General features: G+C 71.0%; 24 protein-coding genes. 21 read left to right on the forward strand and 3 right to left on the reverse strand.

What is annotated here, in order from left to right:
* The first annotated feature begins 44 nt into the window (after positions 1-44).
* The 15 genes from ftsZ to IEZ25_RS02530 all read left to right on the forward strand — a co-directional run bounded on the left by ftsZ (position 45) and on the right by IEZ25_RS02530 (position 15,543).
* Positions 45-1,307, forward strand: coding sequence for a cell division protein FtsZ (gene ftsZ, locus IEZ25_RS02460; RefSeq protein ID WP_191197785.1), 1,263 nt, complete (start codon positions 45-47; stop codon positions 1,305-1,307).
* A 7-nt stretch (positions 1,308-1,314) separates the two neighbouring features.
* On the forward strand, positions 1,315-2,010 hold the full coding sequence (locus IEZ25_RS02465) for a polyphenol oxidase family protein (RefSeq protein WP_191197786.1): 696 nt from the start codon (positions 1,315-1,317) through the stop codon (positions 2,008-2,010).
* Complete coding sequence (locus IEZ25_RS02470; protein ID WP_318152000.1) at positions 2,007-2,708, forward strand: YggS family pyridoxal phosphate-dependent enzyme; 702 nt, start codon at positions 2,007-2,009, stop codon at positions 2,706-2,708. The genes IEZ25_RS02465 and IEZ25_RS02470 overlap by 4 nt, the downstream gene beginning before the upstream one ends.
* Positions 2,709-2,769: 61 nt before the next feature.
* The gene (locus IEZ25_RS02475) at positions 2,770-3,255 is read left to right on the forward strand and encodes a cell division protein SepF (protein ID WP_191197787.1); all 486 of its coding nucleotides are present in this window, start codon (positions 2,770-2,772) and stop codon (positions 3,253-3,255) included.
* Positions 3,256-3,269: 14 nt separating this feature from the next.
* Complete coding sequence (locus IEZ25_RS02480) at positions 3,270-3,566, forward strand: YggT family protein (protein ID WP_191197788.1); 297 nt, start codon at positions 3,270-3,272, stop codon at positions 3,564-3,566.
* A 109-nt stretch (positions 3,567-3,675) separates the two neighbouring features.
* Positions 3,676-4,452, forward strand: a complete 777-nt coding sequence (locus IEZ25_RS02485) for a DivIVA domain-containing protein (protein ID WP_191197789.1) — start codon at positions 3,676-3,678, stop codon at positions 4,450-4,452.
* A 159-nt stretch (positions 4,453-4,611) separates the two neighbouring features.
* Positions 4,612-5,601 carry a TraR/DksA family transcriptional regulator gene (locus IEZ25_RS02490; protein WP_191197790.1) on the forward strand — a complete coding sequence of 330 codons (990 nt, stop codon included), beginning with the start codon at positions 4,612-4,614 and terminating at the stop codon, positions 5,599-5,601.
* Positions 5,574-6,170, forward strand: a complete 597-nt coding sequence (gene lspA, locus IEZ25_RS02495; protein ID WP_191197791.1) for a signal peptidase II — start codon at positions 5,574-5,576, stop codon at positions 6,168-6,170. Before IEZ25_RS02490 ends, lspA begins: the two co-directional genes overlap by 28 nt.
* Complete coding sequence (locus IEZ25_RS02500; protein WP_191197792.1) at positions 6,167-7,105, forward strand: RluA family pseudouridine synthase; 939 nt, start codon at positions 6,167-6,169, stop codon at positions 7,103-7,105. The genes lspA and IEZ25_RS02500 overlap by 4 nt, the downstream gene beginning before the upstream one ends.
* 1 nt (position 7,106) lies before the next feature.
* Complete coding sequence (locus tag IEZ25_RS02505) at positions 7,107-7,826, forward strand: GNAT family N-acetyltransferase (RefSeq protein WP_191197793.1); 720 nt, start codon at positions 7,107-7,109, stop codon at positions 7,824-7,826.
* A 56-nt stretch (positions 7,827-7,882) separates the two neighbouring features.
* The gene (locus tag IEZ25_RS02510) at positions 7,883-8,401 is read left to right on the forward strand and encodes a DUF6886 family protein (RefSeq protein WP_191197794.1); all 519 of its coding nucleotides are present in this window, start codon (positions 7,883-7,885) and stop codon (positions 8,399-8,401) included.
* 31 nt (positions 8,402-8,432) lie between these two features.
* A complete protein-coding gene (locus IEZ25_RS02515; protein ID WP_191197795.1) occupies positions 8,433-9,407 on the forward strand; it encodes a DUF2332 domain-containing protein in 975 nt (324 codons plus the stop codon).
* A gap of 147 nt (positions 9,408-9,554) precedes the next feature.
* Positions 9,555-13,124, forward strand: a complete 3,570-nt coding sequence (dnaE, locus tag IEZ25_RS02520; RefSeq protein WP_191197796.1) for a DNA polymerase III subunit alpha — start codon at positions 9,555-9,557, stop codon at positions 13,122-13,124.
* Positions 13,121-13,699: a hypothetical protein gene (locus IEZ25_RS02525; protein WP_191197797.1), complete on the forward strand. Its 579-nt coding sequence runs from the start codon at positions 13,121-13,123 to the stop codon at positions 13,697-13,699. The genes dnaE and IEZ25_RS02525 overlap by 4 nt, the downstream gene beginning before the upstream one ends.
* A gap of 65 nt (positions 13,700-13,764) precedes the next feature.
* The gene (locus tag IEZ25_RS02530) at positions 13,765-15,543 is read left to right on the forward strand and encodes a DUF3352 domain-containing protein (protein ID WP_191197798.1); all 1,779 of its coding nucleotides are present in this window, start codon (positions 13,765-13,767) and stop codon (positions 15,541-15,543) included.
* A gap of 11 nt (positions 15,544-15,554) precedes the next feature.
* On the opposite strand, the gene ybaK is transcribed toward IEZ25_RS02530, so the two are convergent.
* On the reverse strand, positions 15,555-16,052 hold the full coding sequence (gene ybaK, locus IEZ25_RS02535) for a Cys-tRNA(Pro) deacylase (protein ID WP_191197799.1): 498 nt from the start codon (positions 16,050-16,052) through the stop codon (positions 15,555-15,557).
* 10 nt (positions 16,053-16,062) lie between these two features.
* Positions 16,063-16,728 (reverse strand): LON peptidase substrate-binding domain-containing protein, encoded by a 666-nt coding sequence (locus IEZ25_RS02540; RefSeq protein ID WP_191197800.1) that lies wholly within the window; start codon positions 16,726-16,728, stop codon positions 16,063-16,065.
* Between the two features lie 83 nt (positions 16,729-16,811).
* On the opposite strand from IEZ25_RS02540, the gene hisD reads away from it, so the two are divergent.
* The 5 genes from hisD to IEZ25_RS02565 are packed head-to-tail and all read left to right on the forward strand — an operon-like array spanning position 16,812 to position 21,150.
* On the forward strand, positions 16,812-18,128 hold the full coding sequence (hisD, locus tag IEZ25_RS02545) for a histidinol dehydrogenase (RefSeq protein WP_224748414.1): 1,317 nt from the start codon (positions 16,812-16,814) through the stop codon (positions 18,126-18,128).
* On the forward strand, positions 18,125-19,261 hold the full coding sequence (locus tag IEZ25_RS02550; RefSeq protein WP_191197802.1) for a histidinol-phosphate transaminase: 1,137 nt from the start codon (positions 18,125-18,127) through the stop codon (positions 19,259-19,261). The genes hisD and IEZ25_RS02550 overlap by 4 nt, the downstream gene beginning before the upstream one ends.
* Positions 19,258-19,866 carry an imidazoleglycerol-phosphate dehydratase HisB gene (gene hisB, locus IEZ25_RS02555; protein ID WP_191197803.1) on the forward strand — a complete coding sequence of 203 codons (609 nt, stop codon included), beginning with the start codon at positions 19,258-19,260 and terminating at the stop codon, positions 19,864-19,866. The genes IEZ25_RS02550 and hisB overlap by 4 nt, the downstream gene beginning before the upstream one ends.
* Positions 19,863-20,501: an imidazole glycerol phosphate synthase subunit HisH gene (gene hisH, locus IEZ25_RS02560; RefSeq protein WP_191197804.1), complete on the forward strand. Its 639-nt coding sequence runs from the start codon at positions 19,863-19,865 to the stop codon at positions 20,499-20,501. Before hisB ends, hisH begins: the two co-directional genes overlap by 4 nt.
* A gap of 16 nt (positions 20,502-20,517) precedes the next feature.
* A complete protein-coding gene (locus tag IEZ25_RS02565) occupies positions 20,518-21,150 on the forward strand; it encodes a hemerythrin domain-containing protein (protein ID WP_191197805.1) in 633 nt (210 codons plus the stop codon).
* Here the strand turns inward: IEZ25_RS02565 and IEZ25_RS02570 are convergent.
* Complete coding sequence (locus tag IEZ25_RS02570) at positions 21,147-21,638, reverse strand: polyketide cyclase (RefSeq protein WP_191197806.1); 492 nt, start codon at positions 21,636-21,638, stop codon at positions 21,147-21,149. The genes IEZ25_RS02565 and IEZ25_RS02570 overlap by 4 nt on opposite strands.
* Before the next feature lie 102 nt (positions 21,639-21,740).
* On the opposite strand from IEZ25_RS02570, the gene IEZ25_RS02575 reads away from it, so the two are divergent.
* On the forward strand, positions 21,741-22,013 hold the full coding sequence (locus tag IEZ25_RS02575; protein WP_191197807.1) for a hypothetical protein: 273 nt from the start codon (positions 21,741-21,743) through the stop codon (positions 22,011-22,013).
* Positions 22,014-22,075: the final 62 nt, after the last annotated feature.

Below are 22,075 nucleotides of genomic sequence, written 5' to 3' on the forward strand. Positions count from 1 at the left end.
CCCCAGAACTCGCACCAGACATTCCGATCGAAAGGCCCCGAGCCGTGGCAGCAGCGCAGAACTACCTGGCGATCATCAAGGTCGTGGGCATTGGTGGAGGTGGCGTCAACGCCGTCAACCGGATGATCGAGGTCGGCCTCAAGGGCGTCGAGTTCATCGCGATCAACACCGACGCCCAGGCCCTCCTCATGAGCGACGCCGACGTCAAGCTCGACATCGGTCGTGAGCTCACCCGTGGGCTCGGAGCCGGCGCCAACCCCGACGTGGGCGCCAAGGCCGCCGAGGACCACTCCGACGAGATCGAGGAGGTCATCAAGGGCGCCGACATGGTCTTCGTGACCGCCGGCGAGGGTGGCGGAACGGGCACCGGCGGCGCGCCCGTCGTGGCCCGCATCGCCCGATCCCTCGGCGCGCTCACCATCGGCGTGGTGACCCGTCCGTTCGCCTTCGAGGGGCGTCGTCGGGCCAACTCCGCGGAGGAGGGCATCAGCCAGCTCCGCGAGGAGGTCGACACCCTCATCGTGATCCCCAACGACCGCTTGCTGTCGATCTCGGACCGCAACGTGTCGATCCTCGACGCCTTCAAGCAGGCCGACCAGGTGCTGCTGCAGGGTGTCTCGGGCATCACCGACCTGATCACCACGCCCGGCCTGATCAACCTCGACTTCGCCGACGTCAAGTCGGTGATGGCCAACGCCGGCTCCGCCCTCATGGGCATCGGCTCGGCACGCGGGGAGGACCGTGCGGTCGCCGCCGCCGAGATGGCCGTCTCCAGCCCGCTGCTCGAGGCCAGCATCGAGGGTGCCCACGGCGTGCTCCTCTCCATCGCCGGGGGCTCCGACCTCGGCCTGTTCGAGATCAACGAGGCCGCCGCGCTCGTCTCGCAGTCCGCGCACGCCGAGGCCAACATCATCTTCGGCGCGACGATCGACGACGCGCTCGGCGACGAGGTGCGGGTCACCGTCATCGCCGCCGGCTTCGACGGCGGCATGCCCAAGCGCCGCTCCGACGGCAACGTGCTCGGACGTACGACGCCCGCGCAGACGCAGGAGCAGACCCGGGCCGCCGCCCAGCAGCTCGCGTCGCAGGGAGCGTCGGCCGGCGCCTCCGGTCAGGGATCAGCCACGCCCTCGCGCCCGGTCACGCCCGCCTCGCAGCCGGCGGGCCAGCCGGCCACGCAGAGCGGTGGTCCGGCTGCCGGCGCGTCGGGTCAGCCGGGACAGTCCACGACGCCGACCCAGCCGCGCCCGGCCCGTCAGGTCCAGTTCGACGACGACGACCTCGACGTGCCCGACTTCCTCAAGTGACCCTCAGGTGACCCTGCTCCACCACCGCGACCGGATCGAAGGCGACCTCGTCATCGAGGTCGCCTTCACCGATGTCTCGCTCAGCCTCGGCGACGCCGCCGAGGACGAGGTGCGCGCCGAGGCGCTGCGCGAGGTCGCCCGGGCCACCGGTGCCGCGCCCGTGCTGATGAAGCAGGTGCACGGTGCCGACGTGGCGCTCGTCGACGACACGCCCACAGCCGTGGCGGCCACCGGTGACGCGATGATCACCGGCCGGTCCGGGGTCGCACTCCTGGCGCGCGCAGCTGACTGCGTGCCCGTCCTGCTGGCCGATCCGCGGTCCGGGTGGATCGCGGCCGTGCACGCCGGGCGCCCCGGTCTGGCCGCGGGCGTCGTACCCGCTGCGGTCGCGGCGTTGCGCGCGCGAGGTGCCCGCCCGTCGGTCGGGTGGGTCGGCCCGCACGTGTGCGGCTCCTGCTACGAGGTTCCGGCTGCGATGCAGGACGAGGTGGCCGCGGTCGTCCCGGAGTCCCGGTCCACCACCTCGTGGGACACGCCCGGCCTCGACCTGGGGGCGGGCGTACGAGCGCAGCTGGCGGCCGCCGGCATCGACGACGTCCGCGTGGTCGAGGTGTGCACGCGCGAGGACGGGTCCTGGCCGTCCCACCGCCGCGACGGTGCGGCGGCGACGCGGTTCGCCGGCGTGATCTGGAGCCACGCGTGAGTGCGCGCCGCGACGAGCTCGTCGCCAACCTCGACGCCGTACGCCGACGCATCGACGCGGCGTGCGCCGACGCCGGTCGGGATCGGGGGGAGGTCTCGCTCGTGGTCGTCACCAAGTTCTTCCCCGCCTCCGACGTCCGGATCCTCGCCGACCTCGGTGTCACCGACGTCGGGGAGAACCGCCACCAGGAGGCCGAGGCCAAGGCCGCCGAGTGCGCCGACCTCGGTCTGCGGTGGCACTTCATCGGTGGACTCCAGTCCAACAAGGCGGCGGCGGTCGCGTCGTACGCCGACGTGGTCGAGTCGGTCGACCGCGCCAAGCTCGTCGAAGCGCTGTCACGGGGCGCCCACACGCGAGGTCACGAGGTCGACGTGCTCCTCCAGGTGGGTCTGGACCCGCCGGGGGCAGACCATCGATCCGGTGCCGCCCCGGACGACGTCGCCGAGCTGGCGCGTCGCGTCGAGGAGGCGGGCATGCTGCGGCTGCGCGGCCTGATGGCCGTCGCGCCGCTCGGCGAGGAGCCCGACGACGCCTTCGCCAGGCTCGCGGAGGTGCACGCGGAGCTCCTCCGCGACCATCCCGGTGCCACCGTGCTGTCGGCCGGGATGAGCGGTGACCTCGAGGCGGCGATCAGGCGTGGTGCGACACACGTGCGTGTCGGCTCCGCGGTCCTCGGTCCGAGGCCCGCGGTCCAGTAATGTCCACAACAGTCAACAGGTGTCCCGTCCGGGGCGCCGGGTCTAGCGGAGGATCAGTCTCATGAGCGGCGCGATGCGCAAGATCGGCGAGTACCTCGGCCTGCTCGAGGACACCGGCCACTACGACGAGTTCGACGGTGACGCCGAGACCTCGACCCAGGAGGCCGTCGACCGGCGTCCGGTCGAGCGCGAGCGGCGTCCTGCCCCTGTGTCCGACCTTGCCGAGCGCCGTCGACCGGCCCCGGTCCAGACGGGAGTCGTGGCCGAGTTGAGCCGCATCACCACCCTGCACCCGCGCAACTACAACGAGGCCCGCCTCGTCGGCGAGAACTACCGCGACGGCACGCCCGTGATCATGAACCTCAGCGAGATGGACGACAACGACGCCAAGCGCCTCGTCGACTTCGCCGCCGGTCTGATCTTCGCCACGCGCGGCTCCATCGAGCGGGTGACCAACAAGGTGTTCCTCCTCTCGCCCCCCAACGTCGCGGTGTCGGCGGAGGACAAGGAGCGGATCGCCGAGGACGGCTTCTTCAACCAGAGCTGAGTGACACTTCCACCGTGTACATCATCGGGCTGACGCTCTACTACGTCCTGTTCGTCTTCATCGCCCTGCTCTGGATCCGCTTCATCGTCGACTGGGTCCAAGTCTTCGCCCGCCAGTGGCAGCCGCGTGGTCCGCTGCTGGTGGCGCTCGAGGGCGTCTACTCCGCGACCGACCCGCCCATCATGGCGCTGCGCCGCGTCGTCCCGCCGCTGCGGATCGGCCAGGTCGCCCTCGACCTGAGCTTCCTGCTCGTGCTGGTGACAGCATGGCTGCTGCTGCGGGTGGTCGCGACCATCTTCTTGAGCTCGTAGTCTGAACCATCCGTCACACGGGCCACTGTGCCCCGTGGAACTCCGGGCGCTATTGTCTTCTGACAGCAGAGCCGTCGCGTAATCGAATTGTGAAAGTTTGGGTGAGGTCATGCCGCTGACGCCTGAGGACGTGAGCAACAAGCGCTTTACGCCTGTCCGGCTCCGTGAGGGCTACGACATGGGAGAGGTCGACCAGTTCCTCGACGAGGTCGAGGCCGAGCTCGCCCGCCTCACGAAGGAGAACGACGACCTCCGGTCCAAGCTCGCCGCGGCCCAGTCCGGCGGCTCCTCGACGCCGGCGCCCGCCTCCGCGTCGTTCGCTCCTGCTGCCCGGGAGACTGAGCCGGAGCCCGAGCCCGAGCCGCAACCCGAGCCCGAGCCCGCCGCCCCTGCTGCTCCGCTGGCCGCCGCGCCGGCGCCCGTGCAGACCGAGCGTGTCAGCAACATCGCGGACGCCTCCAACGCTGCGGCGCGCCTGCTCGAGATCGCCACGCGCAACGCCGACGAGCTCGTCGAGGACGCCAAGAACGAGGCGGACCGCATCGTCGGCGCCGCGCGCACCAAGTCCGAGCGCGTCGAGGCCGAGGCCAAGACCAAGTCCGACCGCATGGAGGCGGACGCCCGCCAGCGCTCGCAGATGCTCGACTCCGAGACCGCCGAGCGTCGCCAGCAGATGTTCGGCGACCTGGAGAAGGAGCGCGACAAGCTCAACAGCGACGTGGAGACGCTGCGTCAGTTCGAGCGCGAGTACCGCTCGCGCCTGAAGACCTACTTCACCCAGCAGCTGGAGGCGCTCAACACGGGTGCCGAGAGCCAGGCGCCGGCCGACACCGGGAGCGCGGCTCCCAAGCGCCTCCGCTCCGTGCTCGGCGACGACGAGAGCTGACACCGCGAGCTGAACACGCACCGTGCGAGGACGACCGCCCCTGGGGGTGGTCGTTCTCGCATTTCGGCGAGCCGTGTGTTGGTTCGCCCCCTGCCAGCGGATAGCCTCCCTGCCACCGTGTGGTTCAAGCCACACCCGACGCACCGGAGGCCCTCGGAGATGGCTGGTAGCACGCGCAAGTCCCTGGCAGGCACCGCCGCTGCTGCAGCGAAGCGGGTGATCGGGCGGCGAGGTGGCTCGACGGAGGCTGCGGCATCGAAGCAGGCCCCGGCGAAGAAGGCGACAGCGAAGAAGGCCGCCGCGACGAAGGCCGCTCCGGCGAAGAAGGCCGCGCCGGCCGAGAAGGCTCCGGCGAAGAAGGCCGCTCCGGCGAAGAAGGCCGCCCCGGCGAAGAAGGCTCCGGCGAAGAAGGCCGCCCCGGCGAAGAAGGCTCCCGCGAAGAAGGCCGCCCCGGCGAAGAAGGCTCCCGCGAAGAAGGCCGCCCCGGCGAAGAAGGCAGCGGTCACGCCTGCGCCAGCGACCAAGAAGGCACCTGGGAAGAAGTCAGTGGCGTCGAAGGTTGTGCCGGCCAGCAACACTGGTGCAGCCGACACGGCACCGGCGGCGAAGAAGACCGCCACGAAGGCTGCGACGAAGCCAGCCAAGAAGACCGCACCTGCGACGACCGCAACGACCAAGAAAGCTGCTCCCGTGACGAAGGCCGCTCCCGCACCAGCCAAGAACGCGTCGGCGAAGAAGGTCCGCAAGGCCACCCCCAGCACGCTCGTCGTGCTCGACGGTGAGGGCGCCTGGACCCGTAGTGAGCTCAACGAGGTCGTGAAGGAGCTCCGTGACCACCAAGAGCGCCTGACCGAGATCGTCGGGCAGTCCGAGGAGGAGCTGGCCGGGCTCATGCGCGACGCCGGTGACGGCGCCGGGCAGGACCAGGCCGACGTCGGTGCGACGAGCTTCGAGCGTGACCACGAGTTCACCGTGCTGGCCAAGGAGCGCGAGACGCTCGCCGAGATCGAGCGTGCCCTGTCGCACATCGACGACGGGTCCTACGGAGTCTGCGACTCCTGCGGCAACCCCATCGGCAAGAATCGGTTGATGGCCCGGCCCCATGCCACACTGTGCCTGTCATGCAAGCAGCGCGAGGAGCGTCGCTGAACTCCAGCGACCAGGCCGACCCGGCCGCCGGCCGACGGCGCATGGCCCCCCGGCTCGTGTTCGCCGCCGTCGCTGTCGCGGCGTACGCCGTCGACCTCGGCACGAAGCAGTGGGCGTTGTCCGCGCTGGCCGACGGTGACATCGGGGTGTTCGGCGACTGGTTCACGCTCCACCTGACCTTCAACCCGGGCGCGGCGTTCAGCACGGGCACCGGCTTCACGATCGTCTTCACCTGCCTGGCGATGGTGGCCGTGGTCGTGGTGCTGTGGCTGAGCCGCCGGCTCGGCAGCATCGGCTGGGCGCTCGGTCTCGGCGTCCTGCTGGGCGGCGTCAGCGGCAACCTGACCGATCGCATCTTCCGCCAGCCCGAGGCGTTCCACGGGCACGTGGTCGACTTCTTGATGCTGCCCAACTGGCCGGTGTTCAACGTCGCCGACGTCTGCATCAACGTCGCCGCCGGTGTGATCATCCTGCAGACCTTCCGGGGCATCCGGATCGACGGCACCCGAGAGTCCCACGGCTCCGACGCCACGGGGGCTGTCGACGACGAGGCCGGCGATCGGGCGTGAGCGTGCACGCCGAGCAGCGCACGGTGTTCGTCCCCGACGGGCTGGCCGGCGAGCGAGTCGACGCCGCGATGGCACGGATGTTCGGTCTCTCGCGCACCAAGGCCGCCGACCTGATCTCCCAGGGCCTGGTCCACGTGGACGGCGCGTCGGTGGGCAAGAGCGACCGCGTCGACGCGGGCGCCATGCTCGACGTGACGATCCCCGCGGAGCGGGACCCGCTCGAGGTGCGGCCCGAGATCGTCGAGGGGATCCGGATCATCCACGACGACGACGCCATCGTGGTGATCGACAAGCCCGTCGGCGTCGCGGTGCACCCGTCCCCGGGGTGGCGCGGCCCGACCGTCGTCGGGCACCTCGCCGGCGCCGGCTTCCGGATCTCCACGTCCGGGGCCAAGGAGCGCGAGGGGATCGTCCAGCGCCTCGACGTCGGCACGTCCGGCGTCATGGTGATCGCGAAGTCCGAGCACGCCTACTCCGTGCTCAAGAACGCCTTCCGCCACCGCACGGTCGACAAGACCTACCACGCGCTGGTCCAAGGGCACCCGGACCCGCTCGCCGGCACGGTCGACGCGCCCATCGGGCGGCACCCTCACCACGACTACAAGTTCGCGGTGATGGCCGACGGTCGCCACAGCATCACCCACTACGAGACCCTGGAGGCGCACCGCTTCGCCAGCCTGCTCGAGGTGCACCTCGAGACCGGACGCACCCACCAGATCCGCGTCCACATGAGTGCGCTCAAGCATCCGTGCGTCGGCGACCTCACCTACGGTGCCGACCCGACGCTGGCCGCGCGCGTGGGGCTCGAGCGCCAGTGGCTGCACGCGATGCGGCTCGGCTTCGAGCACCCCGAGACCGGCGACCACGTCACCTACGAGTCGACCTACCCCGACGACCTGGCGCACGCGCTCGAGGTCGTCCGGGACGAGCACTGAGATGCCGGGCGCGGACATGGTCCTGCGGCCCGCCACACCGGCCGACCTGCCGGTGATCGCCGAGGTCCACCTGGTGGCCCGTGCCGGGGCGGGCACCGCCTTCCCGCCGAGCGTGCACACCGACGACGAGGCGCACGCCTGGGTCGCCGGCTGGGACCTGAGGGCCTACGACGTCCGGGTGGCCGTCCAGGACGACCGGGTCGTCGGCTACGCCCGGTCCACGCCCACATGGCTCGACGACCTCTACGTCCGGCCCGAGATGCAGGGCACCGGCGTCGGCACCGCGCTGCTGCTGCAGGTGCTGGCCGCCCATCCCGACGGCGTCGGCCTGTGGGTCTTCGAGTCCAACCGGCCGGCTCGCGACTTCTACGCCCGGCACGGCTTCGTGGCCCTCGAGCGCACGGACGGCACGGCCAACGAGGAGCGCTCGCCCGACATCAAGCTCGTCCACCCGGGTCGCGACCCCCTGGGGTGCTTCCGGTCGATGATCGACGAGGTCGACCTGGTGCTCGGCGACGTGCTGGCACGGCGTACGGCCCTGACCCGAGCCGTGCAGGACATCAAGCCGTCCACGGAGCGTGACCGGGTCCGTGAGGCCGAGATCGCCCACCGCATCGCCGGCATCGTCCCCGAGCTGGGCGACGACCGGGTCGCTCGGATCGTCGACGTCATCATCACCGAGTCCCTCGACGCCGCCGACAGCGGAGCCCGGGGCCGGTAGGTCCGACCGCACGCTCCACTGTTGCCGCCCCGGCTCTGGCGGGACACGATGCTCCGGTGCTGCCAGGCCCCGGAGAGCTGCTCCACTTCAGCGAGGACCCCTCGATCGAGCACTTCGTCCCGCACGTGGCGGCGACCTCGCTCCAGCCGGAGGCCTACGTCTGGACCGTCGACGCGCTCAACAGCCCCTGCTACTGGTTCCCGCGCCAGTGCCCGCGCGTCTGCTCGTGGGACGGGGCGACGGGGTCCGGCCGGGTCCACGCCGTCGAGGCCGCCTGGTTGGAGTCGATGCGCGCCACGACGCTGTGGGCCTACCGGTTCGACGCGACCGACTTCGCGCCGTTCGGCGAACGACCGCACGCCCACGTCGCCACACATGCGGTCTCCCCACTGGGGCCACCCGCCGAGGTCGGCGACCTGGTCGACCTCCACGCCCGCCACGGCATCGAGCTGCTGGTGCTGGACGAGCTCGAGCCGTACTTCACCGGTGTCCGCGACCGCGGGCTCGAGTTCTCCGGCATCCGGATGGGCAACGCCGGCATCGGACCCGGCGGTCCGTTCCCGACCCGACGCTGACGGGTCCGGTCCGCAGGCGCAGGATGTGGCCATGCTGCTGCACGCCGAGGTGATCGAGGAGTACCGCGACTTCGCGACCTATGCCGCGGGCGACTCGCCGTGCTTCGAGGAGTGGGCGCTCGGGGTCGTCGAGGACGCGGAGGTCGTGGCGTGGCTGGGCACGCTGCCGGCGCTCAAGCGACAGCCCAACCTCGTCTTCGCCGCCGCTCGCTGGCACGGCGCTCCCGCGCCCGGGGCGTACGCCGGACTGCGCCGGGTGCTGGTCGAGCGGGAGGCCGCGGTCCGGGCGACGATCATGGCGCGCGCCACCCAGACCAACGAGGTGGGGCGCCTCGCCACGCTCACCCCCGTCCTCGGGCTGGTCGGCGACAAGGAGGACCGCCCGCTGGCGCTCGTCGAGGTCGGCGCGAGCGCCGGCCTGTGCCTCTACCCGGACCGCTACGACTACGCCTGGCCGCCCGTGGGCGACCTGCGGGGGAGCGGCGGTCCGGTCCTGACCGCCGCGGCCACCGGTCCGCTGCCGGTGCCCACGGCGCACCCCGTGATCGCGTGGCGCGGCGGCGTCGACCTCAATCCGCTCGACGTCACCGACGCCGACGCGATGGCGTGGTTGGAGATCCTGGTCTGGCCCGAGCAGGACGAGCGTCGCGAGCGGCTGCGCGCCGCGATCGCCGTCGCCCGCCGGGAGCCGCCGAGGCTGCGGGCCGGCGACCTGCTCGAGGAGGTCGAGAGCCTGGTCGACGAGGCCGCGCAGCACGGCGCCCCGGTCGTGTTCCACTCCGCGGTGATCGCCTACCTCGAGCCGCCGGATCGTGAGCGCTTCCACGTGCTGATGACCACCCTGGTGTCCGCCGGCCGGTGCCGGTGGGTCAGCAACGAGGGTCCGCGCGTGCTGCCCGGCGTGACGGGCGGCCGGGAGGTGCCCGGTGGCCGGTTCGTGACCGCGCTCGACGGCACGCCGGTGGCCTGGAGCCACGGCCACGGTCACGCCCTCGACTGGCTCTGACGGGCGAGTGTCCTGTCGGTGGTGACCGGCAGACTGACGTAGGCTTGCTGATCTTCCCCCTCCTTCTGGTCAGGCGGTCTGCGCAGCCAGCACCTCCCGTCAGAAAAGCACCGTCAGCGACCCCAGAAAGGCGCGGAAGTCTCCTCCATGTCGGCCGGCTCCCCCCACACTGCAGCGGACAACTTCGTGCACCTCCACGTGCACACCGAGTACTCCATGCTCGACGGGGCGTCGCTGCTCGACGGCCTGTTCAGCCGCACCAGCGAGCTCGGCATGCCGGCGATCGCGATGACCGACCACGGCAACCTCCACGGCGCCTACGACTTCTACCGCAAGGCCAAGCAGCACGGCGTCAAGCCGATCATCGGCATCGAGGCCTACATCACGCCCGGCACCCAGCGCGGCGAGCGGCGCCGGGTCCGGTGGGGGCAGGGCGACCTGGCCGAGGAGGGCGGCAACGACGTCGCCGGCGGTGGTGCCTACACCCACATGACGATGTGGGCCGAGAGCACCGAGGGCATGCACAACCTGTTCCGGCTGTCCTCGCGCTCGAGCATGGAGGGCTACTACTTCAAGCCCCGCATGGACAAGGAGATCCTCGCCGAGCACAGCAAGGGGCTGATCGTCAGCACCGGCTGCCCGAGCGGCGCGATCCAGACCCGGCTGCGCCTGGGCCAGTACGACGAGGCGGTGCGCGAGGCGGCCGAGCTCCAGGACATCTTCGGGCGCGACAACGTCTACCTCGAGCTGATGGACCACGGCATCGACATCGAGAAGCGGGTCCGCGACGACCTGCTCCGGCTCGGCAAGGAGATGGGCCTGCCGCCCATCGCCACCAACGACTCCCACTACAACAACCCCGAGGACGCCTCGGCCCACGACGCCCTCATCTGCGTGGCGTCGGGCAAGCGTCTCTCCGACACCAACCGTCTCAAGTTCGACGGTGGCGGCTACTACATCAAGTCCGCCGCCGAGATGCGCGAGCTCTGGGGCGAGCGCTTCGGCATGCCCGAGGCCTGCGACAACACCCTGGCGATCGCCGAGCGGTGCGAGGTGGAGTTCACCGAGTCCACCGGCGGCTACATGGCGCGCGCCGACGTGCCGCCGGGCGAGACCGAGGACTCGTGGTTCCGCAAGGAGGTCTGGCGCGGCATCGAGGCCCGCTACCCCGGTGAGCGGCTCGACCAGGGTGTCCGCGACCGCGTCGAGATGGAGCTGGCGATCATCTCGCAGAAGGGCTACTGCGGCTACTACCTCGTGGTCGCAGACTTCATCAACTGGGCCAAGGACAACGGCATCCGCGTCGGTCCCGGCCGTGGCTCCGGCGCCGGGTCGATCGCGGCCTACGCGCTGCGCATCACCGACCTGTGCCCCCTCGAGCACGGCCTGTTCTTCGAGCGGTTCCTCAACCCCGAGCGTCCCTCGATGCCCGACTTCGACATCGACTTCGACGACGCCCGCCGGGGCGAGGTCATCACCTACGTCTCGCAGAAGTACGGCGCCGAGCGGGTCGCGCAGATCGCGACGTTCGGCCGGCTCAAGGCGAAGGCCGCCATCAAGGACGCCGCCCGCGTCCTCGACCACGGGTTCGCGATCTCCGACCGCATCACCAAGGCGCTGCCGGCCGACGTGATGGGCAAGGGCGTCCCGCTCAGCGAGGTCTTCAACCCCCAGCACAAGCGCTACAACGACGGCGGCGAGTTCCGGGCCCTGCACGACCAGGACCCCGACGTCCGCACGATCTACGAGACCGCGCTCGGTCTCGAGGGCCAGATCCGCAACTGGGGCGTCCACGCCGCCGGCGTGATCATGTCGAGCGAGCCGCTCATCGACATCGTGCCGATCATGTCCCGCCCGCAGGACGGCGCGGTCATCACCCAGTTCGACTACCCGATGTGCGAGTCGCTCGGGCTGGTCAAGATGGACTTCCTCGGCCTGTCCAACCTCCGCATCCTCGAGGACGCGCTCGCCAACATCCAGGTCAACCGCGACGAGACGGTCGTGCTGGAGGAGCTGCCGTTCGACGACCGGGCGACCTACGAGCTGATGGGCCGCGGCGACACGCTCGGCGTGTTCCAGCTCGACGGCTCGGGCATGCGCGCGCTGCTGCGCTCGATGCAGCCCGACCAGTTCGCCGACATCACCGCCGTCAGCGCGCTCTACCGTCCCGGTCCGATGGGTGCCGACTCCCACAACAAGTACGCCCGCCGCAAGAACGGTCGCGAGCCGATCGAGCCCATCCACCCGGCGCTCGCCGAGGCGCTCGAGCCGGTGCTGGGGGAGACCTACGGCCTGATCGTCTACCAGGAGCAGGTGATGGCGATCGCCCAGGTCCTGGCCGGCTTCACCCTGGGCGCAGCCGACAACCTCCGCCGCGCGATGGGCAAGAAGAAGAAGGAGGAGCTCGACAAGCAGTACGCCGGCTTCCAGGCCGGCATGCTCGAGCGCAGCTTCCCCCAGGTCGCGATCGACAAGCTCTGGGAGATCCTGCTCCCGTTCTCCGACTACGCCTTCAACAAGTCGCACTCGGCCGCCTACGGCGTCATCACCTACTGGACGGCCTACCTCAAGGCCAACTATCGCACCGAGTACATGGCGGCGCTCCTCACCTCGGTGAAGGACGACAAGGACAAGATGGCGATCTACCTCAACGAGTGTCGCCGGATGAAGATCCAGGTCCTCCCACCCGACGTCAACGAGTCCCACGCCAACTTCACCCCGGTCGGCAACGACATCCGCTTCGGCCTCACCGCCGTGCGCAACGTCGGCAGCAACGTCGTCGACGGCATCGCCGCCGCCCGCGAGGAGAAGGGCCGCTACGCCGACTTCAACGACTTCATGGAGAAGGTCCCCGCGCTCGTGTGCAACAAGCGCGTCGTGGAGTCGCTCATCAAGGCCGGTGCCTTCGACGACATGAAGCACAAGCGCCGTGCGCTCGTCGCCGTCCACGAGACCGCGGTCGACCAGTTCGTCGACCTCAAGAAGAACGAGGCCATCGGTCAGGACTCCCTCTTCGGCGGGCTGAGCGAGGACGACGCCGGCTTCGGGGTGAGCGTGACCATCCCCGACATCGACGACTGGGACAAGCTGACCCTCCTCGGCCACGAGCGCGAGATGCTCGGCCTCTACGTCTCCGACCACCCGCTGCTGGGCCTCGAGCACGTGCTCTCGCAGGGCACCGACTGCACCATCGGACAGCTCATGCTCGACGAGGACCGACCGCACGGCTCGACGCTCACCGTCAGCGGGCTGATCACCTCGGTCTCCCGCAAGATCACCAAGCGTGGCGACCCGTGGGCGACGATCACGCTCGAGGACCTCGACGGCGCCATCGACGTGCTGCTGTTCCCCAGCTCCTACACGCTCGCCTCGACGCTGCTCGTCGAGGACCAGATCGTGCGGATCAAGGGCCAGCTCTCGCGCGACAAGGACCAGCCCGAGCTGCGCGCCCAGGAGGTCACCGCCCCCGACCTCACCCACGGGCCCACCGGCCCGGTCGTCATCAGCCTGCCCTCCACCCGGTGCACGCCACCGGTCGTGGCCCAGCTCCGCGACGTGCTCGGCACCCACCCCGGCATGACCGAGGTGCAGCTGCGCCTGCTGACGCGCAGCTCCACCAAGGTGCTCCGCCTCGACGACAACCTCCGGGTGAGCCCGAGCCCCGCCCTCTTCGCCGACCTCAAGCAGCTGCTCGGCCCGGGGTGCCTGGCCGGGTGATCGGCGTGGACGAGGCGTCGTACGACACCGGGGCGGAGCGGCCGGCGACGGAACGCCGCGGGCTGCTGCGCAGGCTCGTGCTCGTCGCCGCGATGTTCCTCCTCGCCGGGGCGCTGGGCGGCGTCCTGTGGGAGTGGCTCTGGAAGCCCCCGACCGGTCTGACCTACCAGGGCACGTGGTTCCTCGAGCCCGCCGGTCCCGACGTCTCCTTCGAGGGCGTCGCGCTGTTCGTGGTCATCGCGTTCCCCCTCGGCCTGCTGCTCGCGGTGCTCGCCGGGGTGTGGAGCCGTCACGAGGTCGCCACCACGCTGACGGTGCTGGTCGCGGCCTCGGCGGCGGGTGTCCTGATGTACGCCGTCGGCCACGCGCTCGGTCCGACCGACCCGCAGACGCTGGCCGCGGCCAAGCCCGACTACACCACTCTGCCCGCCGACATCGGGTTGAGCGCTCCCGACCGAGGACAGTCCGCCTGGCTCTCGACCGCGCTCCTCGCCCTGCCCTCGGGCGCGATGACCGGTCTGGTCGGCACCTATCTCTTCGGAAGTCGAGGATTCACCGGGCGCCGCCGTGGGTAGGCTGACCGCGACCAGTTCTGGGCGTCCCGGCCATCCGGGGCGCGTGATGTGGGGGAGCAGATCTCATGAGCACGACACCACCGGGCGGCCCGGGCAACACACCTGAGCACTCTGGGGAGTACTCCCCGGAGTACCTCGACTCGTCGGGGCCGGCGACCACCGCCCCCGCCAACGACAACAAGAAGCGCCTGATCGCGCTCGGTGCCATCGTCGCCGGCGGTGCGATCGTGGCAGGCGGCGCCTGGGCGGCCACCAGCTTCTTCGCCACCGGCTCCCAGCCCGCCGAGGCGCTCCCGGGCTCGACGATCGCCTACGCCAGCGTCGACCTCGACCCGAGCGGCGGCCAGAAGATCGAGGCCATCAAGACGCTGCGCAAGTTCCCCGGCTTCACCGACAAGGTCAACCTCGACACCGACGACGACCTGCGCGAGCGGATGTTCGAGGAGATCACCAAGTCCGGTGAGTGCGAGGGTCTCGACTACGCCGACGACGTGAAGCCGTGGCTCGGGTCGCGCGCCGCGATCGCCGCCGTCGACCTCGGCGAGGACGAGCCCACCGCCGTCGGAGTCGTGCAGGTGACCGACTCGGGGAAGGCCGACGAGGGCATGGCCAAGCTCGTCGAGACCTGCGGCGGCAGCACCGGCGCCGAGGACGGCTCCGGTGACGACGCGGCTGGCGGCACCGGGGGATGGGTCGTCGACGGCGACTGGATGGTCATCGCCGAGACCGAGGACGTCGCCCAGAAGGTCGTCGACGCCACCGACGACGGGACGCTCGCCGCGGACTCGGCCTTCGGCCAGTGGACCGGCGAGGCGGGCGACGACGGGTTCATGTCCTTCTACGTCGCCAAGGGCGCCGCGAAGTACCTCGAGGACGCGGCCGGCATGGGCTCCATGCTCGGTGTCCCCTCGCCGCTCGGTGCCGCTCCCGGCAGCACCGGTTTCGACGAGAACTGCATCACCGAGGCCACCACGCCCGAGGAGATGGAGAAGTGCTTCGACGAGTCGGCGGACGACTCCACCGGCGGCACCGGCTCCGAGGAGCTCCCGGCGGAGGTCCAGCAGATGATCAACGACTTCGACGGTGCGGCGGCCACGGTCCGCTTCAACGACGGCGCGGTCGAGGTCGAGTACGCGATGAGCAACTACCAGTCCGACTTCACCAAGTTCCTCAGCAGCGAGGAGGGCGTCGACATGGTCTCCGACCTGCCGGAGGACACCATCGCCGCCTTCGGCTTCTCGCTCAGCAAGGGCTGGGCCCAGGGCATGCTCGACTACGTGAAGACGATCGTCCCCGACGAGGCCGCCACGATCGACGACCAGCTCGCGCAGTTCGAGAGCGAGACCGGGCTGGCCTTCCCCGAGGACGTGGAGACGTTGCTCGGTGAGGGTGTCACCGTGTCGGTCGGCAGCGGCATCGACCCCGACGCGATCGCCAACGGCGGTCCCGGCGAGATCCCGGTCGGCATCAAGATCAAGGGCGACGCTGACGAGATCCAGGCGGTGCTCGACAAGATCAGCGCGCTCGCAGGCCCCGAGGCCGAGCAGTACCTCCAGGTCACCGAGGGCGACGGCTATGCCGTGCTGGCCCTGCAGGACTCCTACCGCGACACGCTCGAGAGCGACAGCGGTCTCGGCAGCAGCGACCTCTACTCGAAGGTGATCGACGACGACGCGCAGACCGTGCTGTTCGTCAACTTCGACGCCGACGACGACTGGCTGGTCCGGCTCAGCAAGGACGAGCCCGAGATCAGCGAGAACCTCGCCCCCCTGTCGGCCTTCGGCGTGAGTGGATGGGTGGACGACGACGTCGTCCACGGCATGCTCAAGCTGACGACCAACTGACCCAGGGCTGGTCAGCCCGTGCGACCGATGGTGGCGGTCACCGCTCCGGTGACCGCCACCAGGTCGTGGGGGGAGAGCTCGAGGTCGAAGCCGCGCCGCCCACCCGAGACGAGGATCGCCGGGTGGTCCATCGCCGATGCGTCCAGGACGGTCGGGTGCCGGCGCTTCTGCCCGATCGGCGAGATCCCGCCGGCGACGTAGCCGGTGGCACGCTGCGCCGCGGAGACGTCGGCCATCACGGCCTTGCTCCCGCCCAGCGCGCGAGCGAGGGCCTTGAGGTCGAGCTGCCCCGAGACCGGGACGATCCCGACGACGAGTGAGCCGTCGAGGGAGGCCATCAACGTCTTGAACACCGTCGCGGGGTCCGCCCCGAGAGCCTCGGCCGCCTCCAGTCCGTACGACGTCGCGCGCGGGTCGTGCTCGTAGGCGCGCGCCTCGAAGGCGATGCCCGCGGCCGTGAGCGCCAGCGTGGCCGGCGTACCGCCGCCGGGGCGTGGCTTCTTCGCCATGCTCGTCAGGTCAGTTCGGGGACCAGGCCGTGCGCGCCACCTGGGTGGCCGGCAACGACGGGATGACGTTGATCGCCCGCAGCTCCTCGGTGAGCAGGCGGGTGACCAGGGTGAGCCGCTCGGTGGCGTCCTCGGCCTCGAGCAACGACTGCCGCTCGGCCATCGGCAGCGGGGTCAGCGCCGAGAGCGTCCAGGCGAGGTAGTCGGGGTCGCGGGGCAGCGTGCCGCTGAACGGATCGCCCTGGAGCTGGGCCATCGCCGCGCGGAACGCGGTGAACGTCGAGCGCGCGCGGTCGAGCACCTCGCTGGGCACCTCGACCTCGGGCTCGCTCATCACCGCGACGACGCCTTGGGGGAACTCGTCCCCGCGGCTCATCTGCTCCAGCTTCAACCGGTCGCGCGCGACGGCGACGATGTCGAAGGTGCCGTCGTCGCGGCGGTCCACCTCGGTGAGCTGCAGGACGCAGCCGACCCGGTAGACCGACTGGGCGCCGTGGTCACCGACCTCGTAGCCCTCACGGATGGCGACGGTGCCGAACACCCTCGCCGCCGGGTCGTCGACGGTCAGCAGGTGCCGGACGAGCATCCGGTAGCGGTCCTCGAAGACGTGGAGCGGCAGGCTCATCCCCGGGAACACCACGGTGTTCAGCGGGAACATCGGCAGCGGGTCGCTCACGCTTCGACACTAGCCCGGCGTGTCCACCATGGGCCCGCGAGGGCGGGCCGACCCGCCGGGGAACCTAGAATCGGGACATGTCCCTGATCCGTCGCATCGACCTGAGGGGCGCCGACCAGGCGTCCGTCGACTACCGCACGAGCGTGCCTCGAGCCGAGTTCGACGTCGAGGCCGCCACGCATCAGGTCCAGCCGATCATCCACGCCGTGCGCACCCGCGGGGTCGAGGCGATCGCGGAGTTCTCCGCTCAGTTCGACGGGGTCGACAGCAACGACATCGCCGTGCCGCGTGCGGCCATCGCGGAGGCGCTGGAGACCCTCGACCCGGCGGTCCGAGCAGGCCTGGAGGAGTCCATCCGCCGGCTCCGTGCGACGTCGGAGGTCGAGCTCGAGCACGACGTCACGAGCGAGGTCGCGCCCGGCGCGGTCGTGACGCACCGCAAGGTGCCCATCGACCGGGTCGGGCTCTACGTCCCCGGCGGGCTCGCTCCGCTCGTCAGCAGCGTGGTGATGAACGTCGTCCCCGCACAGGTCGCCGGCGTCCGCTCGATCGCGCTCGCGAGCCCGCCGCAGAAGAACAGCGGTGGTCTGCCCGAGCCCACGATCCTGGCCGCCTGCGCCCTCCTGGGCGTCGACGAGGTGTACGCGGTCGGCGGCGCGCAGGCGATCGCCATGTTCGCCTACGGTGCCGGTCCGTGCGAGCGGGTCGACCTGGTCACGGGGCCGGGCAACATCTACGTCGCCGCCGCCAAGCGGCTGCTGCGCGGCGTGGTCGGCATCGACTCCGAGGCCGGCCCGACCGAGATCGCGATCCTGGCCGACGACAGTGCCGACGCCGCGTTCGTCGCTGCCGACCTGATCAGCCAGGCCGAGCACGACCCGATGGCGGCCTCCGTGCTGGTCACCGACTCCCTCGAGCTGGCCGACGCGGTCGACGCCGAGCTCGACAAGCAGGTCTTCGCCACCCGCCACACCGAGCGCATCAGCACCGCGCTGGGAGGACGTCAGTCCGCCATCGTGCTGGTCGACGGCATGGACCAGGGCCTCGACGTGGTCAACGCCTACGCCGCCGAGCACCTCGAGATCCACACGCGCGACGCGCGGGCCCACGCCGCCCGGATCCGCAACGCCGGCGCGATCTTCGTCGGCCCGTGGGCGCCGGTCTCCCTCGGCGACTACTGCGCCGGGTCCAACCACGTGCTGCCCACCGCCGGCTGCGCGTGCCACTCCAGCGGGCTGTCCGTGCGCGCCTTCACCAGGTCGGTGCACGTCATCGACTACTCCCAGGCCGCCCTCGCCGAGGTCGCCGACCACGTGGTCACCCTGGCCGAGGCCGAGGACCTGCCCGGGCACGGACAGGCCGTCTCGGTGCGCCTCGACTCCGACCGGTCGCAGCGGTGAGCGGCGCGTTCCCACCCCTGCGCGAGGAGCTGCGGGGGATCGAGCCCTATGGCGCGCCTCAGCTCGACGTGCCGGTGCAGCTCAACGTCAACGAGAATCCCTACGGCCCCTCTCCCGAGGCGGCCGCCGACATCGCGCGTGCCGTCGGTGAGGCCGCCGTGTCGCTGAACCGCTATCCGGACCGGGAGTTCGTCGCGCTGCGCGCGGCCCTGGCGACGTACCTCAACAGCTCCGGCGGTTCGGCGATCGTCCCGGAGATGGTGTGGGCGGCCAACGGCTCCAACGAGGTCATGCTGCAGCTGCTGCAGGCCTTCGGCGGTCCCGGTCGCGTGGCGCTGTCGTTCGCCCCGACGTACTCGATGTATCCCGAGTACGCCCGCGACACCCTCACCGAGTGGGTCGCCGGGCACCGTGCCGAGGACTTCTCGCTCGACCTCGACGCTGCAGGTGACCTGGTGCTCGAGAAGCAGCCGTCGGTGGTGCTGCTCCCGAGCCCCAACAACCCGACCGGCACCGCGCTGCCGCCGGAGGCGGTCTCCATGCTGTGCGAGGCCGCGGCGTCCTACGAGCCGGGCGGTGTCGTCGTGGTCGACGAGGCCTACGGCGAGTTCCGCCGTGCCGGGACGCCGAGTGCGCTCGAGCTGCTGGCGGTCCACCGCAACCTGGTGGTGACCCGCACGATGAGCAAGGCCTTCGCCCTCGCCGGTGCGCGGGTCGGCTACCTCGCCGCCGATCCCGCGATCTGCGACGCGATCCGCGTCGTCCGGCTGCCCTACCACCTCTCGGCCGTCACCCAGGCGACCGCGCTGGCCGCGCTGCGGCACGCGCCGGAGCTGCTCGGCAGGGTCGACGACCTGCGAGTCGAGCGCGACGCGACCGTGGTGTGGCTGCGTGAGCAGGGGTTCGAGGTCGCCGACTCCGACGCCAACTTCGTGCTGTTCGGCCGGTTCGCCGACCGGCACGCGGTGTGGCGGGGGCTGGTCGACCGCGGCGTGCTGATCCGCGAGACCGGCCCTGACGGGTGGCTGCGCGTGTCCATCGGCACGGCCGGGGAGATGGCAGCATTCAGGCAGGCACTGCTGGAGACGGTCCGGCAGACGACTGATCAGACGAGCACGAGGGACACCGCATGAGCCGCACCGCGAAGATCGAGCGCACGACCAAGGAGTCGCAGGTCGCCGTCGAGGTCGACCTCGACGGGACCGGCCGCTCCGAGGTGTCCACCGGCGTCGGGTTCTACGACCACATGCTCGACGCGTTCGCGCGCCACTCGCTGGTCGACCTCGTCGTGCGCACCGAGGGCGACACGCACATCGACGCGCACCACTCGGTCGAGGACACCGCGATCGTGCTCGGCCAGGCGCTGCGGCAGGCGCTGGGCGACAAGTCCGGCATCCGCCGCTTCGGCGATGCGACCGTGCCGCTCGACGAGGCGCTGGTGCAGGCCGTGGTCGACGTGTCCGGCCGGCCCTACTGCGTGCACACCGGTGAGCCGGAGGGCCAGGTCTACGCCGCCATCGGTGGCTCCGGTGTTCCCTACATGGGGTCGCTCACCCAGCACGTCTTCGAGTCGATCGCCCAGCACGGTCACTTCGGGCTCCACGTCCGCGTGCTCGCCGGGCGCGACCCGCACCACATCGTCGAGACCCAGTACAAGGCGTTCGCCCGCGCCTTCCGCGACGCCGTCGCGATCGACCCGCGCGAGACGGGTGTGCCGTCCACCAAGGGTGCTCTGTGAGTGCTGAGGTCGTCGTTCTCGACTACGGCTCGGGCAACGTCCGTTCGGTCGTGCGCGCCGTCGAGCGCGCCGGCGCCTCGGTGACGCTGACCGGTGACTTCGAGACCGCGCTGGCAGCCGACGGCCTCGTCGTGCCGGGCGTGGGGGCGTACGCCGCCTGCATGGCGGGCCTGCGGGCGATCAAGGGCGAGCGGATCATCGGTCGCCGGCTGGCCGGCGGTCGTCCGGTGCTCGGCATCTGCGTCGGGATGCAGATCCTGTTCGCCGGGGGAGTCGAGCACGGCGTCGAGACCGACGGGTGCGACGAGTGGCCCGGCCTGGTCACCCGGCTCGAGGCCGACGTGGTGCCGCACATGGGCTGGAACACCGTCGAGGTGCCGGCCGGGACCCGGCTGTTCGCCGGCGCCGAGGACGAGCGCTTCTACTTCGTGCACTCCTACGCCGCTCGCAGCTGGGACCTCGTGACCAACGACCGCACCGCAGCGCCGCTGGTGACCTGGGCCGAGCACGGGGGCGACCGGTTCGTGGCCGCCGTCGAGAACGGACCTCTGTGGGCCACCCAGTTCCACCCGGAGAAGTCCGGTGACGCCGGTGCGAAGCTGCTCGAGAACTGGGTGGCGTCACTGCGCCGCTGAGGTCTAGCGTCCCGCCATGAGCGAGCCGATGAGCATGAACCAGGTCATCCACGCCGCCGTGCGACGCGACGTGGCCCGCACCGAGCAGGCGCTGCGCGCCCTCGACGACGGCGACGGGGAGCGCGCCCGCCAGGTGCAGACCGCCTGGCGCAACCTGGTGCGCGAGCTGACGCACCACCACGAGGCCGAGGACACCATCGCGTGGCCGTTCCTGGCCTCACGCGGCTTCGACACCGGGCTGCTGGAGGAGATGGAGGCGGAGCACGTCGCGATGAAGAACGCCCTGACCGCGTCGTCCGCCGCGATCGACGCCGTCGTCGCCGCCCCCACCGCGACCGCCGCCGTCGCCGCGGCCGACGAGGTCGCTCGCGCGCGCGAGGTGATCAACGGCCACCTCGACCACGAGGAGGCCGACGTCGAGGGGATCATGGGCGACCTGGAGCAGGATCCCGAGTGGAAGAAGGCGGCGGCGAAGATGCGGCCGGCCTCCCTCGTCGACGCGGCCAACGCCCTGGCCTGGATGCAGGACGGAGCCGGCGAACGTGAGCTCTCGTCGCTCCGCGCCACCATCCCCGGCCCGGTGGTCACGATCCTCACCAAGGTGGTGGCGCGTCGCTACCACCGCGAGGTCGCACCCGTTTGGCGCTAGTCGCCCTCGGCCAGCCGCTTCAGGGTCAGCAGCTGCTTGCGCGCCATCACCAGGTCGCCGACCGACAGTGCGGGCGCCAGCCACCGGTGCGTGCCGGCGACGATCTTCAGCAGCAGACGGGTGCCGTCCGCGCCGGGCTCGACGGCGTACGTCATGTGGGCGCCCATGATGCGTGCGGTCAGCTCCCGCGCGGGGACCACCGCGACCACCTCACCCTGGTCGCGGCCGAACGCCCGCGTGAACGCGTCGCCGACCTGCGGCTCCTGGACGTCACGCAGCTCCTGCGGGGAGCGGCGTCCGAGGTTGTCGACGAGGTCGTAGGAGTACGGCGCCAGGCGCACCTGCCGCACGCGTGCCCAGACCCGCGTCGGCTCGGCGTGCACGGTGACGCCACGCCATGCCTGCAGCGTCGGCTCCGGCGCGAGGTCGTCGCACCCGTAGCGTCGCCGGACCTCTTCGTCCGTGACACCCCACCGGTCGCCGATCATGCTGGTGACGCTAGCCGCTGGGCTGGCGCGCCGCGGTTGCGGCCGACCTGGCTGCGCAGCTGACTCGACGACGTGAGCGTGTCGAGATGGCAGCGTGGGCGCATGAAGTCGGGGAGTGTCTCTGCTTCGGTCCTCTCGGCGTTCGTGCTCGCGCCCCGGACGACTGACGTCCAGGGCATCCTGCTCTTCGTGGGCTCTGCGGTCCTGCTCGTCGTGCCCGTGGCCGTGTTGGTCCTGGTCATGTCGGTGATGACGTCAGTCCACGGCGTGGCCACCACTGCGGTGCTCCTGCCGCTCGTCGGCATCGCTGTGCTGGGCTCGTGGACCCGCGCAGGGCCGGCGGTGCGCACCCGCGCCATGGCGGTGCAGGGGTAGCAGCTTTGTCGCTGGTCAACTGATCCGACGTCACGCCGCCGGGCTCAGGCGTCGTCGGAGGG

Origin of the sequence: Nocardioides hwasunensis (genome assembly GCF_014779665.1) — a bacterium.
Lineage (GTDB): Bacteria > Actinomycetota > Actinomycetes > Propionibacteriales > Nocardioidaceae > Nocardioides > Nocardioides hwasunensis.

Coding starts and splice junctions, on each gene's coding strand:
- IEZ25_RS02475 (WP_191197787.1), top strand. CDS start 2,770: ATGAGCGGCGCGATGCGCAAGATCGGCGAGTACCTCGGCCTGCTCGAG.
- IEZ25_RS02485 (WP_191197789.1), top strand. CDS start 3,676: ATGCCGCTGACGCCTGAGGACGTGAGCAACAAGCGCTTTACGCCTGTC.
- IEZ25_RS02490 (WP_191197790.1), top strand. CDS start 4,612: ATGGCTGGTAGCACGCGCAAGTCCCTGGCAGGCACCGCCGCTGCTGCA.
- lspA (WP_191197791.1), top strand. CDS start 5,574: ATGCAAGCAGCGCGAGGAGCGTCGCTGAACTCCAGCGACCAGGCCGAC.
- IEZ25_RS02505 (WP_191197793.1), top strand. CDS start 7,107: ATGCCGGGCGCGGACATGGTCCTGCGGCCCGCCACACCGGCCGACCTG.
- IEZ25_RS02515 (WP_191197795.1), top strand. CDS start 8,433: ATGCTGCTGCACGCCGAGGTGATCGAGGAGTACCGCGACTTCGCGACC.
- dnaE (WP_191197796.1), top strand. CDS start 9,555: ATGTCGGCCGGCTCCCCCCACACTGCAGCGGACAACTTCGTGCACCTC.
- IEZ25_RS02530 (WP_191197798.1), top strand. CDS start 13,765: ATGAGCACGACACCACCGGGCGGCCCGGGCAACACACCTGAGCACTCT.
- ybaK (WP_191197799.1), bottom strand. CDS start 16,052: ATGGCGAAGAAGCCACGCCCCGGCGGCGGTACGCCGGCCACGCTGGCG.
- hisB (WP_191197803.1), top strand. CDS start 19,258: ATGAGCCGCACCGCGAAGATCGAGCGCACGACCAAGGAGTCGCAGGTC.
- IEZ25_RS02565 (WP_191197805.1), top strand. CDS start 20,518: ATGAGCGAGCCGATGAGCATGAACCAGGTCATCCACGCCGCCGTGCGA.
- IEZ25_RS02570 (WP_191197806.1), bottom strand. CDS start 21,638: ATGATCGGCGACCGGTGGGGTGTCACGGACGAAGAGGTCCGGCGACGC.
- IEZ25_RS02575 (WP_191197807.1), top strand. CDS start 21,741: ATGAAGTCGGGGAGTGTCTCTGCTTCGGTCCTCTCGGCGTTCGTGCTC.